The sequence below is a fragment of the Bacillus sp. A260 genome (genome assembly GCF_009861435.1).
Taxonomy (GTDB): domain Bacteria; phylum Bacillota; class Bacilli; order Bacillales; family Bacillaceae_G; genus Bacillus_A; species Bacillus_A cereus.
Map to the genome: position 1 here is coordinate 2,169,079 of NZ_CP046398.1, position 17,615 is coordinate 2,186,693.

Here is a 17,615-nt window from a genome sequence, read left to right on the forward strand (position 1 = left end):
CATGATAGAAAGTAAAGTTGTAGATTCTATTCCAACTTTGAATGAGAATGATTGTCAAATATGGTGGGCAAGAATTTCGGATTTACAATCATGGCATTACAATTTACTAAATGATATAGAGCGAGAGAAAGCAAATTCGTATCATCATTCGGCAGATCGAGCTCGTTTTATAATAGGTTGCGTAATAAGTAGATTAGTTCTCGGTAAGATACTTTCTATGTCACCAGTCCAAGTACCAATTGATCGAATGTGCTCAGTATGTAAAGTGCAGCATGGAAGACCACAATTACCAGAAGGTATGCCGCAATTATCCGTTTCGCATTCAGGTGAGTGGGTTGTCGTTGCTTTTACAAAATCTGCACCTGTTGGCATAGATGTAGAACAAATGAATCCAAATGTAGATGTTATGAAAATGGCAGAAGGTGTATTAACAGACATTGAAATAGCGCAAGTTATGAAACTGCCAAATGAACAGAAAATAGAAGGATTTTTAACATATTGGACTCGAAAAGAAGCGGTGCTGAAAGCGACAGGTGAAGGACTAATGATTCCGCCAGTACATATTACAGTATCAGCTCCAAATGATCCTCCAAACTTGTTGGTTTTTAAGGATAGACAAGAGTTATTAAATAATACAATGATGGAAGATGTAAAGCCTAGTTTAGATTATAGGGCCTCTGTTGCAATATTCAGTAAGGAAGTAACTGAAATTACGCAATTAGATGCGGCAGCACTTTTAAATCTTAAATAAAAAAATTATAGAAGAGGTGTTCCTCATGTTAGTAGCGGAAAATAGAAAGAATGAATTCACTTATAACGTACAAGCAATTAAAAATATTTTATTTTCTGGAGATACATCATCTATTCATGCTTTAGAAAAGCTTTTAAATGATACAGTTCAGTTTGATGTTCTTGAACAAGAGGCACTTGGTAGACAGTACATTCCGAAAGAAGCAAAGAATTTCTTTGATAAAGATGGAACATTTCTTTACCGTGTATCTAATGTTAGTTATAAAGGCAAGGTGTTATCTGAAAATCTAATTTTTGCAGACACTTCGTTTTTACCGGACGCAATAAAGAGTGAATTAGAGAGTGGAAATATTCCTGTTGAAAAGCTTATAGAAAAGATGGAAGTAAGAAGAAATGTATTATATGAAGGATATCAGCCATCTGGAAATATTATCGAATTGTTTGATGGATGTTCTGTTACAGCGAATGTGTATCCAACTAGAAAGTATCAAATTGTAAGTAAATGCAAATGTGTATTTTATATTTGTGAAGTGTATCATGCAGAGAATATAAAGCAATTGCTTAAATAAAAACAAGAAACCAGCCTATAAAATGGCTGGTTTCTTGTTTATTTAACAGCTTCTTTTAATTCTTTACCTGCTTTAAATGCAGGAACTTTACCAGCGGCGATTTGAATTTCTTCGCCAGTTTGCGGATTACGTCCTGTACGAGCAGATCTTTCGCGCACTTCAAAAGTTCCAAAACCGATTAGTTGAACTTTATCTCCAGATTGTAATGCATTAGCAATTGTGTCAAATACGGATTGTACAGCTGCAGAAGCGTCCTTTTGAGAAATATCAGCTGATTGAGCTACGTTTTTAATTAATTCTGTTTTGTTCATGTTTTCACCTCATAAAAAAATTTTTGGAATGAATGTTTTAGTATAATAGATAGTAAAGATAAAGCTATCACTATGATTAGATAGAATACTATATAATTATGTTAATTTCGTTGCAAGAGACTGAATCCCTTCTATTATTTAGGGATTAATTAAGAATCGATGCATATAAAAAGCTTTAGTATGAGGATGAGGGGGAGTATATGAATGATTTTTCGTGAAAAAAATGAGAAGGAAAGTATATTAATTCGTCAACATGACCATGGTTTTTTAGCTGGAGAGATTGCAAAACATATAAAAGAAGACTTTTTTGAAAGTAAAACATATTTAAAAGAAACAGTTGATGCAATATATGAGCATGACAGAGGATGGATAGAGCTTGATAAAGTACCAATTTTGAATGATGCTAAAAATATTCCATATACATTTATGGATTGTCCAAGCCCATTACGTTTTGTTTTTTATACGATTGGTTTGAATGAAATTGAAAATTCTAATCCATACGGGGCATTGCTTTGTAGTAAACATTTTTTATCATTTCCACTAAACGAGGAAGATGAAGAGATGATGTCATTTTATAAACATGAATTAGAACGACAAAAAAGAATCTTGAAAACGTTAACAAAAGAACAGTTTGCGATGTTCGATAAACATTATAAATTATTAAAGTTTTGTGATGAACTTTCTTTATACGTATGTATGAATAAGCCTGGTGTCAAAAAGAAAGATGAAATTGATTTATTTAAAGATGGTTTTGAAGGAACAGAAATGTTTAATAGTGAAGAGGAGAAACTTATTCAAGCTGAATGGGTGGACGAGGAAACAATTCGGATTACACCATTTCCATTTCAAACGGAATTTTATACGTATGTAAAATATAAAACGATAAATAAGCATGAAATGAAAGAAAAAGGGATTGCAAAGGCTGATAGAGAATCAGAAATGAAGAAACAAACCATTCGTTTCATACAATAAGGAGGTAATATAAATTGAAAGATTATATATTAAAACAGTGTGATTATCATGCTTGGGCCAATACAAGATTATTCAATCGATTAAAAGAGTTACCAAACTATGAGACGATTTTTAATGAGCAGATACAGAGTGTATTCCCATCCATTAAGGATACTTTTGTGCATATTTATATTACAGATCAAGTGTGGTTACATATATTGCATGGTAAAAGTATGAATGAAGCAATACAAGACCGAGAAGATTTACGAAAACAAATTGAAACTAAATCGTTACATGAATTAGAAAAAATGTTTGAAAACATGGCAAATCAATATAAAGATTTTTTAATTACAATACAAGATGTGAATGCTGTATTTGTTATTGAGAATCCATATGTAGGGAAATTAGAAACTTCGATTTTAGAATTAGTGCAACATGTCGTAAATCATGGTACATATCATAGAGGAAATATAACAGCGATGATCCGTCAACTTGGTCATTCGTCGACAATGATGGATTTTGTACTGTATTTACATATGGTTAAAAAGCAGGGAGAGTAATATAGTTTGTAAGAAGGAGAGGCTTTAATTATAGAAGTCTCTCCTTCTATTTTATTCCGCATTCATGGTAGATCGACTGATTAAAGTTTTCTTAAGAAGCTTTATTTTCTTGTAATTGCTTAGCGTATTGTACAGCCTTATATGCATTGACTCTACCGTTTTTCCAGTACGTACCTGTACCACTAATTTTATCAGAAGTTGACTCAATAATTTGGCGAATTTGTGTATTACTATATCCTTGATTTGCTAAAAGAGCAGCGACTCCTGCAACATGAGGTGTTGCCATAGATGTACCACTTAATGATTGATACGTGCTTCCTTTATATGTTGAATATATATTTGAACCTGGTGCTGCAACATCTACCCAGCTACCATAAGTAGAGAATGAAGATTTTCTATCTGATTGATCTGTAGAACCAACTGCAATTACTTCGCTGTAATAAGCAGGGTAATTAGCTTTTGTATTTCCAGCATTTCCAGCAGCTGCAACTATAACAGAGCCTTTATTCCATGCATATTGAACGGCTTGTTGTAATGCAGTACCACCATTTGGAGCTCCTAAACTTAAACTAATTACTTTTGCACCCGAATCAGCAGCTTCTCGAATACCTTGCGCTACAGCATCAAGAGTACCACTTCCTTGATTATCTAATACGCGGACAGCATAAATTGAAGTTTGTGGGGCAACACCAGCAATTCCGACGCTGTTATTCGTAAGTGCTCCAGTAATTCCAGCGCAATGTGTACCATGACCATTACCATCATCAGATGTATTGTCGTTATCAACATAATCATGCCCGTAAATTACTTTCGAAGCCAGATCAGGGTGTGAGCCTTGAACTCCTGTATCAATAATAGCTACTTTTACACCCGGATCACTTCGTTGGCTATCCCAAGCTTGTGGAGCTTGAATCTTTTGTAATCCATATTGATTATTAAAATATGGGTCGTTTGGAGTCCAAAAGGCGTGAACGTAATAATTTGGTTCTGCATATTCCACATCTGGATTATTTTTATAACTCTTTATTTTTTCTTTTACAGTACCTTTTGAAAATTGTACGACTTCAAAACCTAACTTATCATCTTTAGATAAGACATTAGCTCCGACAGATTTATGAAAAGATTGCACATTACTTAAAGATGCATTTTGTTTGAACTTAACGATTAATTGGTTAGGAACATAATCAGTAGATGATGTTTCAGCACTTGAAGTATTCGTGTTAAAGAAGAAACCACCAATAATAAATGATAAAACAGATAGGAAAACAATGATTTTGTTTTTCAAAAGATTTTTCCTCCCTTTTCTTGGATGAGTTTTTCAGCGACACTTTAATGTCGCATTCCTTTTCAACTATATAGTTAGACCATACGATTTATGACATTTATGTGAAAAACTTTTGGAGGAATAAAAAGGAGTAAATATTGATATAAATATATTTTTAATGATAGTAATTAAGTAAAAGAAGGGATGAAAAAAGGAATGCTCATCATGTATGAGTCATTCCTTTTTTCATAGATTAACTTGCCTGTTTTTTATTATTTTCTTTCAATTTCTCTGCTTGTAAAAAGCGATTCGTTTCAGCAACAACAATACTACTTAATCCAATCAGACCAATCAAGTTTGGAATTGCCATAAGTCCATTTGCAATATCAGCAAATGTCCATACGATTCCTAGCTTTAAATTAGCACCAATTGCAATCATGAAAATAAAGATTGCTTTATAATATTTAACTGCACTTTCTCCGAATAAATAAGCTACACATTTTTCTCCATAATACGACCAGCCTAAAATAGTAGAGTAGGCAAATAAAATAATTGCGATACCGAGAATCATACTACCAGCAGTACCGAATACAGATTGGAATGCAAGTGTTGTAGCTTCAACACCAGTTTTACCTGATTTCCAAGCGCCTGTAGTAATTAATACTAGTCCTGTAATTGTACATACAATAAACGTATCTAGAAAAGTACCAGTCATTGAAACTAAAGCTTGCTTTGCAGGCGAATCGGTTTTTGCCGCCGCCGCCGCAATTGGTGCACTCCCTAAACCAGCTTCGTTCGCAAATACACCACGCGCCATTCCGATTTGGATAGCTGATGCAACTGTTGCCCCAATAAAACCACCAGCAGCTGCTGTACCATTAAATGCACCAGAAAAAATAAGTGAAAATGCTTCTGGAATTTGGTCGTAGTGATAGAAAATAATTATAAGACCAGCAATTATATAAAAGAAAGCTTTAATAGGAACGACATATCCCGTCACTTTCCCGATTTTTTTTACACCGCCTAAAATAACAATTGCGATTAAAAATGACATTACTATACCAGTTAAAGCAGAAGGGAAAGAGAAATTAATTCGCATTGCCTCTGCAACTGAGTTAGATTGCACCATATTACCAATACCGAAAGAAGCAGTTGTACCAAATATAGCGAATAATATAGCAAGCCATTTCTTACCTAAACCACGCTCTAAATAATACATTGGTCCACCTGAATATTCACCATTTTCATTACTAACACGATATTTCACTGCAAGTATTGCCTCTGCATATTTTGTTGCCATACCGAATAAAGCGGTAATCCACATCCAAAATATTGCACCAGGACCACCAATTGTAACCGCTGTTGCAACACCGGCTATATTACCCATACCAATCGTTGCGGCCATAGCTGTCATGAGTGCTTGGAAGTGACTAATATCTCCAGAAGAAGAAGTATCTTCTGATTTTTTAAACGCTAGTTTGTGAGCGTATAATAGTTTACTAAACTGTAAACCTTTCAAACGCACTGTGAGAATGATACCTGTTCCAACGAGTAGCAACAAAGTTGGTAATCCCCACACGTATTGATTTAGTTGTTCTAATACTTTACTTACTGTCTCCATCTTTATTCTCCTTTTTTAGAAAAAATAAAAACCACTTCAAGTAAATGAAATGGTCTCTGGAGAAACAAGGGATAGAAAAATAAACCGATACAATCGGCTTTTTCTTTCGCTTGTCTCTGTCCTTTTACCTGAGAGATTATCCGCTAAAGTAGCGGATTTGCTCCTTCGGTGCTCGTTTTCCTCCGCGCTCTATGAAAGCGAGAGGGAGTCTCTCCAGAGATTCGTCCCCATGCAGTTCTACTTGTAACCAAGACCTGAGAGTTTCAAAGCTGGTATAACAACTTTTTGCCCCGTCGGTAGATCAATAGACCTTCTCCTGAATGGTTCATCCGAATTATAAAATTTATAAACACATTGATTGTAAATCAATAAAAACATTATAGACATACAAATTGTGAATTGCAATCATTTTTTATTTTAAAATAGTAAATAGTTTTATTTTTTTGTAAGTCCTAATTTATCTTCAACTTCATTTAAAGTAGATAAAGCGATGACAATATGTTGATCCGCAAGTCCTAAAGCTTGTTTTGTTTTTTCAATAGTTTCATTGGTTGGAGTAGAGTTATTTGCTCCGTCTATAATCAAATTTGCTGCATTTTTCATGAAATTTGATGCGGATTTAAACTGAGTTGTGAATTGAAGTAGTTGTTTTTGTATATCTATATCTGTTATGTTTTCTTCAATTTTAAGCGTGTCTATTTCGTTCATAATTGTTTCGTACTGTTTGGAAACAGCACTCATTGTAACTAATAGTTTATTTCGATCTACTGAATCTCCATTCGTGTTAATCTCTTCCCAGGCAGGTAACCAATCTTTTTCGATGATGTCATTATAATGAGTAGTCAATTCATGAATTTTAGGTTGTAATTTCGTTTTGAAAGTTTTTGTCTCCGCTGTTTCTACAGTTGCTTTTTCGTTGTTATTTTTAACATTAGTAACATAGAAAATCGTACCGAAAATGATGAAAATAGAAATAACAACTGTCCATTTAGTAAAAAGTAATTTCTGCAATATGTAACGCCTCCAAAATTTAAAAACTTATAATTATAATATATAACAATAATGTTGTTTAAAGTAGAGAAAATAGGTTAGAAATAATTTAAATTATGTCTTTTCTATACACGAATAATTAAATTTAGTAAAATGATGAAAGCTATATGCGAGAAAAGAGGGTTTTTAGTGAAAATGAATAGAAGAAAACTGGTTTTAAGTATTTCAATGGCTATGTTATTAGTTGGTTTATTTGCACTCATATATGTAGACAAAGAATCTAAAATTAAAGATTTTCCAGTGCCAATGTCAGCAATCCATATTAACGATGATAATGAAGAGGACTATCAATATATAAGTGTAATGCCTATTACAAAGGCAAATGGATGGGAGAACTTAGGGGAAAACGGGCATACTGTTAGTTTTAAAAAAGGGGAAAGGAAGGTAGCAGTAGTACATTATCCGGGAGAAATTACGTATTATTTATTTGAGAAAAAGATGAATAAGGGAGATTAGCTAAAGATGTAATTCATTAAGAGTTACATCTTTTTTTATTCTGAATCATTTGAAATTAAATTCGATAGATGTTTTGATAGATGTAGTGATAAATATGATTAGTTCTATATGTCTATAAAGAGTATTAGGGTGATTATAAAAATATTATGTGAACTAATTATTGTGAGAAGAAGATAAATTATATGCTAAAGGGGGAATTAAAAATGTTACTAAAAACAATCTACTGTAAGGTGGAAGAAGAGAAAAAGGAATTGTTTTCAAATGCGCAAGAAAAATGGAGTGATATACGGCATCTAGATGGTTTTCATGGACAATTTGGTGGATGGTATGAAGATGAGGCATGTGTATTTACTTTATGGGAAGATAGAAGTACATATCAATCATTTATGAATGGTGCTCACGATACAATTTATTTAAATAGTAATCAAGAGGATACGTTTCTTTCGTGTGAAATTGAATTATTCCAAACGTTGTATGATATAACTGATACGCATTTGAAAGACGTTGTTACAGAAGGATCATTCGTAAGAGTTGCTATATGTGATGTAAAGGTGGAAAAGGAAAAGTATTTTTTACATAAGCAAGAAACAATTTGGAATAAAGGAATGGAAAAAGCAAAAGGAATGTTAGGTGGAGTAGTTGGGAAGTCTTTAAAAAATGAAAATCGTTACATAGTGTTAACGTATTGGAAAGATGAACAGACGCATCAACATTATGTGGAAGAGATTTTCCCAGATTTATATAAATTAGCTAATATTCATGAAGATATAGAAGAGATAAAAGGAAAACAAGCTGTATGTAAGGAAGAATGGCTTGTATATTAAACGCTGAAAAAGTGTATAAATGAATGTATAATAAAGATATTTTCTTATAAACAAGTAATTAATAGAAGACGTTATATACCCTTCCATGTTAATATATTTAAGTTATAATAGGAGGCTTACCCTTTTGTATTGTACGGTAGAAGCAGTGTGAGCTTGAAATTTTTTTAGAAAAGGATGTGCCTAATTTGCGTATCAATAAATTTATTAGTGAAGCTGGAAAAGCGTCTCGACGTGGAGCGGATAAACTAATTAATGAGAGAAGAGTAATTATTAACGGTAAGGTTGCAAAAATTGGTGACCAAGTGAACCCAGGTGATGATGTACGAGTAAATGGAGAGCAGCTTCGAATTGCTCGAGACCACGTATATATCGCTTTAAATAAACCAGTAGGTATTACATGTACGAGTGAAAAATCAGTAAAAGGTAATATTATCGATTTAGTGAATCATCCTTTAAGAATTAGTCACATTGGACGTCTTGATAAAGACTCTGACGGTTTAATTTTGTTAACGAATGATGGCGATATTGTTAATGAGATTTTACGTGCTGAAAACAAACATGAGAAAGAATATATCGTTTCAGTAGATAAGCCAATTACACCTGATTTCTTAGAGAAAATGGCAGCGGGTGTTAAAATTTTAGGAACAAAAACGCTTCCTTGTGAGGTTACACAGTTATCAAAATATGAGTTCCAAATTATTTTAACACAAGGGCTAAATCGTCAAATTCGCCGTATGTGTGAAGCTTTAGGTTATCAAGTATACACGTTAAAACGTACGAGAATTATGAATATTGAATTGAATAATTTACCAGTTGGGCAGTGGAGAGATTTAACAAAGAAAGAGAAAAGACGTCTATTTGCAGACTTAAATTACGAACCACAAGATTGGTAAAATTGTGAAGTGAAACCAAAAAAATTTGGTTTCACTTTTTTAATTAAATAAATAATTTTTTTAAACACTTGCAAAAATAAAATGAATAAGATATATTAAATAACAATAAATGGATGTTTTACAAAAAGCAAAGAAAAGGACACGAGTTATTTTACCCGGTTATACAGAGAAGGAAGGAAAGCTGAGAACTTCCTAACGCAGAAAAATAACTTACCACCTTAGAGCTGCACTAGGGAAATTAAGTATCTAGTGCCGTGTATGCGACGTTATCGCAAAAGAAGCCATTATGTTTTTTGTGATGGGAATCTGGGTGGAACCACGGATATAAGCATATTCGTCCCTATATTTAGGGATGAATATGCTTTTTTGCATTCAATTTCATAATAAGCGAAGAAAAGGACACGAGTTATTTTACCCGGTTATACAGAGAAGGAAGGAAAGCTGAGAACTTCCTAACGCAGAAAAATAACTTACCACCTTAGAGCTGCACTGGGGAAATTAAGTATCTAGTGCCGTATAAACGACGTTACCGTAAAAGAAGCCATTGCATTTTGTGATGGGAATCTGGGTGGAACCACGGGTAAAAGCACGCTCGTCCCTATGTTAGGGATGAGTGTGCTTTTTATTATGAAATGGAGAGATGAAAAATGAAAGAACAAATGATTGAAATTAAATTTCCAGATGGTAGCGTGAAAGAATTTGTAAAAGGAATTACTTTAGAAGAAATTGCGGGATCCATTAGCAGTAGTTTGAAAAAGAAAGCAGTCGCGGGGAAAGTGAATGATGGGTTATATGATTTACGCCGAAATATTGAAGAAAATGCGGAAGTAGAAATCATTACTATAGATTCAAATGAAGGTGTAGAAATTACAAGACACTCTGCGGCACATATTTTAGCGCAAGCTGTAAAAAGAATGTATGGTGATATAAATCTTGGGGTGGGGCCTGTTATTGAAAATGGATTTTATTATGATATGGATCTTCCAAGTAGTGTAAACGTAGAAGATTTACGAAAAATCGAAAAAGAAATGAAAAAGATTATAAATGAAAATATAAAGATAGAACGAGTTGAGGTTTCTCGAGAAGAAGCAGCAAAACTGTTTCAAGAAATGAACGATCGCTTGAAATTAGAACTTTTAGAAGCAATTCCTAGTGGGGAAAGTGTAACACTATATAAACAAGGTGAGTTTGTAGATTTATGTAGAGGGCCACATTTACCATCAACAGGTTATTTGAAAGCATTTCAATTAACTCACGTTTCCGGTGCATATTGGCGAGGTGATAGTAATAACCAAGTGCTTCAGCGCATATATGGTGTTGCATTCTCTTCTCAAAAAGAATTAGAAGAGTATTTACATTTCGTTGAAGAAGCAACAAAAAGAAATCATCGTAAGTTAGGCAATGAGCTTGAGTTATTTATGTTTTCTGAAGAGGCTCCGGGAATGCCGTTTTATTTACCGAAAGGACAAATGATTCGTAACGAATTGGAAGCATTTTTAAGAGAAATTCAAAAAGAGTACAATTATCAAGAAGTACGCACTCCGTTCATGATGAACCAAGAAGTATGGGAGAGATCAGGGCACTGGGGACATTATAAAGATAATATGTATTTCTCTGAAGTAGATAATAAAAGTTTTGCATTAAAACCGATGAACTGTCCAGGGCACATGCTTATGTTTAAAAATAAATTGCATTCTTATCGTGAATTACCGATTCGTATGTGTGAATTCGGTCAAGTACATCGCCATGAATTTAGTGGTGCGTTAAACGGATTATTAAGAGTACGTACTTTCTGCCAAGATGATGCACATTTATTTGTAACTCCAAAACAAATTGAAAATGAAATCAAATCCGTAATGGCGCAAATTGATTACGTATATAAAACTTTTGGATTCGAATATGAAGTAGAGCTTTCTACTCGTCCAGAAGATTCAATGGGTGACGATAAATTATGGGAGCAAGCAGAAGCAGCATTAGAAAATGTATTACAATCGCTAAATTATAAATATAGACTAAATGAAGGTGACGGTGCATTTTACGGGCCGAAAATTGATTTTCATATTAAAGATGCTTTAAATAGAAGTCACCAGTGCGGAACAATCCAGCTTGATTTCCAAATGCCAGAGAAATTTGATTTAAATTATATAGATGAAAATAATGAAAAGAAAAGACCAGTTGTTATTCACAGGGCAGTTTTAGGGTCATTAGATCGCTTCTTAGCAATATTGATTGAGCACTTTGGAGGTGCGTTCCCGGCATGGGTGGCACCAGTTCAAGTGAAAGTAATTCCAGTTTCAAATGCAGTACATGAACAATATGCCAATGAGATTGCACTTAAATTAGCACAAGCTGGAGTTCGTGTTGAACAAGATGCACGAGATGAAAAATTAGGATATAAAATAAGAGAAGCACAAATGCAAAAAGTACCGTATGTTCTTGTTATTGGGGATAAGGAAATGGAAAACGGAGCTGTAAATGTACGTAAATATGGAGAAGAGAAGTCAGAAGTTATTGCACTAGATGTATTTGTGGCAACTATTGAAGAAGAAATAAAGAATAGAAAATATTGATTGTAAAGAAAACACACTATTAGAAATTAGCGTGTTTTCTTTTTTATCTTACAAAAATGTAAGGTAAATGTAAGCGAAATCGAGGGAACGAGTTGTAGAAAAATGAGAATATGAAGTAGGAAATAGGTTCATGTTACAGGTGTAACTCTTATTGAATGAATAATTAAAAAAATCTTAAGGATTTACATGACAAAATAATAAGAAATATGTGAGAAATTAATTTTATACAAAAGGGATGGAGTGAAAGAGATGTCAACAAATGTAGTTACTGTAGAAAGTGTAGAAAAAACGTATGGAAAAAGAAATGAGAATCAGTCAAAAGCATTAAGGGGTGTATCGTTAAGTATTAAAGAAGGAGAATTTGTCGGGATTATGGGTCCTTCTGGGTCTGGAAAAACGACTTTACTTAATGTGATAAGTACACTTGACCAAGCGACAGGTGGTAGTGTGACGATAGCTGGTACAAATATTACTTCTATGAAGGGCAATGCGTTATCTGATTTTCGCTCTCAAAAATTAGGTTTCATTTTTCAAGATTTTAATCTACTAGAAAACTTATCAATTTATGAAAATATAGCTTTACCACTTTCTCTGCAAGGCGTACCATCAAGTGAGATTACTGGAAAGGTAAATGACGTTGCGAAGAAATTAGGAATTACTGAAATTTTAACAAAATATCCAACTGCTGTTTCTGGTGGACAAAAGCAAAGAACAGCGGCGGCAAGAGCTTTAGTACATAATCCAGCAATTGTATTAGCAGATGAACCGACAGGTGCGCTTGATAGTAAAAACGCAAAAAGTTTATTAGAAGCAATGCAAGATTTACATGAAAATCACAATGTAAGTATTTTGATGGTTACACATGATGCATTTAGTGCAAGTTATTGTGAGCGTATTTTATTTATTCAAGATGGTCTTCTTTATAAAGAATTAAATCGTCAAGGCACTAGAGAGAATTTCTATCAAGACATTTTAGGTGTGCTCGCTCATATGGGCTCAGCTGCTGAGTCTAAGTAGGGGGCGAAACTATGTTATTTAAATTATCACGTCATAGTATGAAAAAAATGTTAAAAGATTATATGGTTTTACTTATTGGCCTCGTTATTAGTATTAGTATTTTCTATATGTTCCAAACGATGGCGATGAATAGTGAATTTACGAAAGATAATAGCCTAATTAGTAGTATTAGACTCGTCTTTTGGGTAGGTGCAATACTATTATCTTTCATTACTGTATTTTATATTATATATGCCAACTCTTTCTTACTCACGTTAAGAAGAAAAGAACTCGGTATGTACATGATGCTTGGTGCAAAAAAGAAAAAAGTAGCACAGTTATTATTTATTGAAACATTCGGTATGGGTATTGTCAGTATTATTATCGGTATTTTAGTAGGGATGTTACTTGCAAGTGTAGCAGGAAACTTTTTAATGAATGGAATGGAAATTTCAGCAAAAGGTAGTTATGCATCTGTATACACACCAGCAATTTTAGTTACAGCTATTTTCTTCTTAATACTATTTTTCATTACTGGCTTAATGAACAGTGTCCGATTGTTACGTAAAACTGAACTAGAGTTAATTCGTGAAGATGAAACACTAGATGAAGTCAAGAAAAGTAAAACTCGCATTATTATAATGACAGTACTTGGTGTATTACTAGTAAGTATAGGGTACTATTTTATGATGAATGTAAAAATATATGCTGAATTAGGTTTTATTATAGCAACCATCGTTACAACACTTGGAACATATTTTATCTTTAGTTCATTACTCCCATTTTTTGTGATGAAAATTAAGGGGAATAAAAAACGAAATGAAACTGGTCTAAATAGTTTTACATATGCACAGCTACGCTTTCGAGTAAATAGTTTATCGAGAGTATTAGGTACTGTAGCGATGTTAATTGCATTAGGCGCAGGTGCGATGACGGCAGGTATGGCTTTCCAAAAAAATGTAGGTATTATGACAGACTTTTCTCGTGTATATGATGTTGTAATTCATGATCCGAATGATCAAGACAAAGCTGCCTTAAAAAAAATGGAAATTGTTGAAGAAAGCAAGTACAACTATAAAGTAGATGGAGAAGCGGTTTATTATTTACGTAACGACTTAACTGCGAAACCACCACTTGTTTCAGACCATTTTGATACAAAAACGTTAAAAGAGCCTGTTCGTAAACGTGTGACTGAACCTTTAACAGAACCTGTATATTCAGCTTTAGAGGCTCCTGAATTAGCAAAATTCCCTCGTATGCCAAAGGATTGGGAAGACGCAGTTGTAAGAGAGATACAAATTACGCATAATCAATTTAACGGAAAACCAGTAAGAATTGCAGACGAAGAGCATTATAAAGGAATTCAAGGAACAGAACACACTGTAACATTAGCAAAAGTAGATGATATGAAAAAATATAAACCGTTATTGATCGAAATAGACAAGAGACAAAAAGCACAAATTGAAAAAGCAACAGGTGAAAAGGTAGACTTATTTACGAAAATGACAATTTATCAGTTTATGAACAGCTTCATGAGCGGAACAATGTTTATGGGATTTTTCCTCGGAATTGCCTTTTTAGCAATGATGGCAAGTTCCCTTATGTTCAAGATATTAACAGGTGCTTCTCGCGACGTACGCCGTTATGAAATGTTACGAAAAATTGGTGTGAGACGCAGTATGTTAACGAAAAGTATATATAAAGAAATTTCATATTTATTTATCTTCCCAGCAATCATTGGCATTTCTCACGTTTTAGTAGGGCTTAACTTATTCAGCTTTATATTAGTTGACCCGTTTGTAAAAGTGTGGGTGCCAATTGGGATATTCTTAGTCATTTATTTCATCTATTACTGGATAACTGTTCAACTTTATAAAGGTATGGTAATGCCGAAAGAAGAGGTAGCTAAATAGTTTATGAAAAGAGTCCTTGTGTTGAGAATAAGGGCTCTTTTTTTATGTTTTTTATAAAGAAGGAAAAGATTGGATAATGGTCGAAAAATATATGTAACTTCCAATAAATGACTAAAACAATACTATTTTGTCGAGAGGAAGGATACGAAGTATGAAAGAAATGCTACAGTTATTTCGCAACAAAGTGTATGCACGTTTTTTCTAGCAAATATTTTAGAGCGACTCGGTTCTATGATTGCTGGAATTTCTTTAATGTTTTACTTGTTAGATCAATACGGAAAACAACCAGTTTACGCAACGATGACAAAAATTATGATTGCATTACCTGCATTAATCTTTTTTCTATTAGTAGGGACAGTAGTGGATCGATTTGATAGACAACGTATTTGTACAGTAAGTAACATATGTTGTTCGCTCTGTAATATTGGAATCCTAATTTCGCTTTATTACGGGATGATTATACTTGTCTTTATATTTTTATTTTTGGAAAATGCATGTATACAATTTTTCTCTCCATCAGAACAATCGATGATACAGGGAGTAGTTGAATCAGACCAATATGGTGCAGCAGCGGGTATTAATCAAATGGTAAATAGTTTGTATGCTTTGTTTGGTGTAGGAATTGCAACGATGGTGTACTGGACTTTTGGAATTTACGGGAGCATTTTAGTAAATATACTTACTTTTATTACGAGTGGTATTTTGATTCAAACGATCTCCATTCCAGAAAAAGTTCGTTTACCAAATGGTAGAACAAAATGGAAAGAAGTTAATTTGAAGATGTTAATAACAGAGTTTAAAGAAGGGATTAGGTATATATACCAAAATGAAACTTTAAAAAAATTACTTTTGGGATTTATCGTGTTTGGTTGATTATTTTTTGTTACGTGTTTATTCCAAGCTATTTTACTAAGTGGGAAAAAGAGAATTCAAGGTGTGGTTAAAGAGGTTTATTTTTTCTGAATATTCTTTTTAAAGGGGGTAATAGTTATGTTGATGCGAACTGCTAAGTGGTGTGGGATTACTTGTTTACAATTATTCGCTGCAATTCTATGTATAATCTGTTTAGGTGCGCTTCCTCGATTATTTAAGGGATTACAAATTGATTTAATTGGTTTTTGGAACACGATTGTGTTTATTGGAGGAAAGTTACTCCAACCTTGGGAAATTACATATGGATTTCGAGATTCGAGGAAATTATTTCCGCAAATATGGATTCATTATTTAGAGACAATGTTTGTATTTATTTCGGCATTTTTACTGTCATTACTTATTGCGTATGTTCTCGTTGTGTGGGTATTACAACGGTCTCAATCAAAGCAACGAATGTGGAATGGGATTTTTGTCGTACTTGAAAGCATCCCAGATATTTTAATAATTTTATTATCGCAACTTCTAGTCGTAATAATCTTTCAAAAGACAGGCTTTATGCCAGTGAAACTAGCGGGGATTGGGGAGGAAAGGGCTCACCTATTGCCAATAATATGTCTAACTTTGCCTACAACACTATTATTTATTAAGCTACTACTATTACGTTTCAGAGAAGAATTAGAGAAAGATTATAGTATATTTGCTAAAAGTAAAGGGCTTAGTTTACGACATATTTTAACAAATCATATTTCAAGAAATGTTTTGTTAACAACAATCTATTATGCAAAAACAAATATTTTATTTATGTTATCAAATTTATATATTATTGAATGGATATTTAATACGTACGGTATGTTTGTTTTTGTAAAAGAAAATTCAAAATTAGAAATATTTACAGTAAGTTTAATTATATTATACGTACCGCTTTTTATACTATTTCGTTTATTACATACGTTTTTACAAAATGTAATAAAGGAGCGTGTTTAGCATGTGGCAAGTTGTAAAAAGAGATGTGAGATTTTGGTTTGGTGTTACTTTTTTAAGCGTACTTATGATTGTTAGTATTGGAAATACTTTATTTTTCGATGGGAATATCCGTGAACTTACGATGATGTATAACGAAAAAGGAGAACTAGAGGCTGCTCCGTTTTCACCGTCGAATAAATTTTGGTTCGGTAGTGATGAGAAAGGACGCGATCTTTTCCAGCTAATAATAGAAGGAGCGAAATGGACAGTTGGTGCGAGCGTAATTATAGCGATTCTACGAGTTATAGTTGGAGGAGGTATTGGTTTGCTTCTTGGTATGTATAGCAAACGTTCTTTTCCAGTTATAGCATCTTTTTTTGATCCGTTCAGCATTGTACCTATGGTTATGATTTCTTTTTTTGTGTTAAAGGAAGTTTTAGTGTTTGAAAATGGGACAGTACCAGAGCCGTTTCATTTAAGGGTAATATTTCAAATGGTTATCCTTACATGTTTAGCGGTACCAACAATTATGTTATATACAGCGCAGGAAGTCCGTCGGATAAAAAGAGAAGAATTTATGATGGCAGCAACTGTGCTTGGGGGCAGTAAATGGCATAGAGTGAAAAATCACGTATGGCCACACGTATTACCATCATTTTTTTTACTTGTTGCTCAACAATTTGTGAGTACTTTATTACTTCTCTTGCATCTTGGCTTGTTAGAGTTATTTTTTGGTGGAACAATTATCTTTGGTACAGAGGCAGATAGTGTAACAAAAGAATGGACCGGCCTAATTGGTCAAAACTTCCGTCATTTAACTACTCATACATGGATTGTACTTATACCGATTGCTTTTTATAGTATGACAATTTTAGCTGGAAATCTAATTAGTAATGGCATGCAAGATGCGATTAAGTTAGGAAATGTGAGAAAGCTAGAGAGGGAAAGTAAAGAATTACAAGTAGAGAAACAAGTACAACCAACTATGAATGACTTTTCTTTTTATAGAGAGATACAAAAATAAAAAAGATAGCTGAAGACAAATTGTTTT

The 17,615-nt window shown here is 33.4% G+C and carries 16 protein-coding genes, 1 pseudogene, 1 riboswitch and 2 other annotated features; of the genes and pseudogenes, 13 read left to right on the forward strand and 4 right to left on the reverse strand.

Features of this window, described 5'->3' with window-relative positions; translation table 11 throughout:
- Nucleotide 1: 1 nt before the first annotated feature.
- Both sfp and GD442_RS11070 read left to right on the forward strand, forming a co-directional pair.
- Nucleotides 2-751 carry a 4'-phosphopantetheinyl transferase Sfp gene (sfp, locus tag GD442_RS11065; RefSeq protein WP_000573004.1) on the forward strand — a complete coding sequence of 250 codons (750 nt, stop codon included), beginning with the start codon at nt 2-4 and terminating at the stop codon, nt 749-751.
- Nucleotides 752-776: 25 nt separating this feature from the next.
- On the forward strand, nt 777-1,319 hold the full coding sequence (locus tag GD442_RS11070) for a hypothetical protein (RefSeq protein WP_000959125.1): 543 nt from the start codon (nt 777-779) through the stop codon (nt 1,317-1,319).
- 38 nt (nt 1,320-1,357) lie between these two features.
- Here the strand turns inward: GD442_RS11070 and GD442_RS11075 are convergent, their stop codons facing one another.
- Nucleotides 1,358-1,630 carry an HU family DNA-binding protein gene (locus GD442_RS11075; protein ID WP_001043905.1) on the reverse strand — a complete coding sequence of 91 codons (273 nt, stop codon included), beginning with the start codon at nt 1,628-1,630 and terminating at the stop codon, nt 1,358-1,360.
- 204 nt (nt 1,631-1,834) lie between these two features.
- Between GD442_RS11075 and GD442_RS11080 the strand changes: the two genes are divergently transcribed.
- Nucleotides 1,835-2,602: a DUF3891 family protein gene (locus GD442_RS11080; protein WP_000577296.1), complete on the forward strand. Its 768-nt coding sequence runs from the start codon at nt 1,835-1,837 to the stop codon at nt 2,600-2,602.
- 14 nt (nt 2,603-2,616) lie between these two features.
- Nucleotides 2,617-3,141, forward strand: a complete 525-nt coding sequence (locus GD442_RS11085; RefSeq protein WP_000656267.1) for a DinB family protein — start codon at nt 2,617-2,619, stop codon at nt 3,139-3,141.
- Nucleotides 3,142-3,232: 91 nt separating this feature from the next.
- On the opposite strand, the gene GD442_RS11090 is transcribed toward GD442_RS11085, so the two are convergent.
- The 3 genes from GD442_RS11090 to GD442_RS11100 all read right to left on the reverse strand — a co-directional run bounded on the left by GD442_RS11090 (nt 3,233) and on the right by GD442_RS11100 (nt 7,037).
- Nucleotides 3,233-4,426 carry a S8 family peptidase gene (locus GD442_RS11090; RefSeq protein ID WP_000790938.1) on the reverse strand — a complete coding sequence of 398 codons (1,194 nt, stop codon included), beginning with the start codon at nt 4,424-4,426 and terminating at the stop codon, nt 3,233-3,235.
- Nucleotides 4,427-4,658: 232 nt separating this feature from the next.
- Complete coding sequence (locus GD442_RS11095; RefSeq protein WP_000451038.1) at nt 4,659-6,026, reverse strand: alanine/glycine:cation symporter family protein; 1,368 nt, start codon at nt 6,024-6,026, stop codon at nt 4,659-4,661.
- A 106-nt stretch (nt 6,027-6,132) separates the two neighbouring features.
- Nucleotides 6,133-6,253: riboswitch (glycine riboswitch) on the reverse strand.
- Between the two features lie 208 nt (nt 6,254-6,461).
- Entirely contained in the window at nt 6,462-7,037 is a 576-nt protein-coding gene (locus GD442_RS11100) for a hypothetical protein (protein ID WP_001170889.1), read from the reverse strand.
- 132 nt (nt 7,038-7,169) lie between these two features.
- On the opposite strand from GD442_RS11100, the gene GD442_RS11105 reads away from it, so the two are divergent.
- The 9 genes and pseudogenes from GD442_RS11105 to GD442_RS11145 all read left to right on the forward strand — a co-directional run bounded on the left by GD442_RS11105 (nt 7,170) and on the right by GD442_RS11145 (nt 17,588).
- The gene (locus tag GD442_RS11105) at nt 7,170-7,532 is read left to right on the forward strand and encodes a hypothetical protein (protein ID WP_002197739.1); all 363 of its coding nucleotides are present in this window, start codon (nt 7,170-7,172) and stop codon (nt 7,530-7,532) included.
- Nucleotides 7,533-7,735: 203 nt separating this feature from the next.
- The gene (locus GD442_RS11110) at nt 7,736-8,356 is read left to right on the forward strand and encodes a YdbC family protein (RefSeq protein ID WP_000925164.1); all 621 of its coding nucleotides are present in this window, start codon (nt 7,736-7,738) and stop codon (nt 8,354-8,356) included.
- Nucleotides 8,357-8,541: 185 nt separating this feature from the next.
- Complete coding sequence (gene rluF / locus GD442_RS11115; RefSeq protein ID WP_001222171.1) at nt 8,542-9,249, forward strand: 23S rRNA pseudouridine(2604) synthase RluF; 708 nt, start codon at nt 8,542-8,544, stop codon at nt 9,247-9,249.
- Between the two features lie 121 nt (nt 9,250-9,370).
- Nucleotides 9,371-9,594, forward strand: a binding site (T-box leader).
- A 36-nt stretch (nt 9,595-9,630) separates the two neighbouring features.
- Nucleotides 9,631-9,852: a binding site (T-box leader), on the forward strand.
- 44 nt (nt 9,853-9,896) lie between these two features.
- Nucleotides 9,897-11,819 carry a threonine--tRNA ligase gene (gene thrS / locus GD442_RS11120; protein ID WP_000663062.1) on the forward strand — a complete coding sequence of 641 codons (1,923 nt, stop codon included), beginning with the start codon at nt 9,897-9,899 and terminating at the stop codon, nt 11,817-11,819.
- Between the two features lie 249 nt (nt 11,820-12,068).
- Nucleotides 12,069-12,836 (forward strand): ABC transporter ATP-binding protein, encoded by a 768-nt coding sequence (locus GD442_RS11125; protein ID WP_000106426.1) that lies wholly within the window; start codon nt 12,069-12,071, stop codon nt 12,834-12,836.
- Between the two features lie 11 nt (nt 12,837-12,847).
- A complete protein-coding gene (locus tag GD442_RS11130) occupies nt 12,848-14,728 on the forward strand; it encodes an FtsX-like permease family protein (RefSeq protein ID WP_000897857.1) in 1,881 nt (626 codons plus the stop codon).
- Between the two features lie 151 nt (nt 14,729-14,879).
- Nucleotides 14,880-15,598: pseudogene (locus GD442_RS11135) on the forward strand (MFS transporter); the annotation flags it as partial.
- A gap of 120 nt (nt 15,599-15,718) precedes the next feature.
- Nucleotides 15,719-16,585, forward strand: coding sequence for an ABC transporter permease subunit (locus tag GD442_RS11140; RefSeq protein WP_000929103.1), 867 nt, complete (start codon nt 15,719-15,721; stop codon nt 16,583-16,585).
- A gap of 1 nt (nt 16,586) precedes the next feature.
- Nucleotides 16,587-17,588 (forward strand): ABC transporter permease subunit, encoded by a 1,002-nt coding sequence (locus tag GD442_RS11145; protein ID WP_000267876.1) that lies wholly within the window; start codon nt 16,587-16,589, stop codon nt 17,586-17,588.
- Nucleotides 17,589-17,615 lie beyond the last annotated feature (27 nt).

Bases quoted from the DNA above. Each gene is read 5' to 3' on its own strand.
- GD442_RS11145 (WP_000267876.1), top strand. From the start codon at position 16,587: ATGTGGCAAGTTGTAAAAAGAGATGTGAGATTTTGGTTTGGTGTTACT.
- sfp (WP_000573004.1), top strand. From the start codon at position 2: ATGATAGAAAGTAAAGTTGTAGATTCTATTCCAACTTTGAATGAGAAT.
- GD442_RS11110 (WP_000925164.1), top strand. From the start codon at position 7,736: ATGTTACTAAAAACAATCTACTGTAAGGTGGAAGAAGAGAAAAAGGAA.
- GD442_RS11080 (WP_000577296.1), top strand. From the start codon at position 1,835: ATGATTTTTCGTGAAAAAAATGAGAAGGAAAGTATATTAATTCGTCAA.
- GD442_RS11130 (WP_000897857.1), top strand. From the start codon at position 12,848: ATGTTATTTAAATTATCACGTCATAGTATGAAAAAAATGTTAAAAGAT.
- GD442_RS11105 (WP_002197739.1), top strand. From the start codon at position 7,170: ATGATGAAAGCTATATGCGAGAAAAGAGGGTTTTTAGTGAAAATGAAT.
- GD442_RS11125 (WP_000106426.1), top strand. From the start codon at position 12,069: ATGTCAACAAATGTAGTTACTGTAGAAAGTGTAGAAAAAACGTATGGA.
- GD442_RS11075 (WP_001043905.1), bottom strand. From the start codon at position 1,630: ATGAACAAAACAGAATTAATTAAAAACGTAGCTCAATCAGCTGATATT.
- GD442_RS11095 (WP_000451038.1), bottom strand. From the start codon at position 6,026: ATGGAGACAGTAAGTAAAGTATTAGAACAACTAAATCAATACGTGTGG.
- GD442_RS11140 (WP_000929103.1), top strand. From the start codon at position 15,719: ATGTTGATGCGAACTGCTAAGTGGTGTGGGATTACTTGTTTACAATTA.
- thrS (WP_000663062.1), top strand. From the start codon at position 9,897: ATGAAAGAACAAATGATTGAAATTAAATTTCCAGATGGTAGCGTGAAA.
- GD442_RS11070 (WP_000959125.1), top strand. From the start codon at position 777: ATGTTAGTAGCGGAAAATAGAAAGAATGAATTCACTTATAACGTACAA.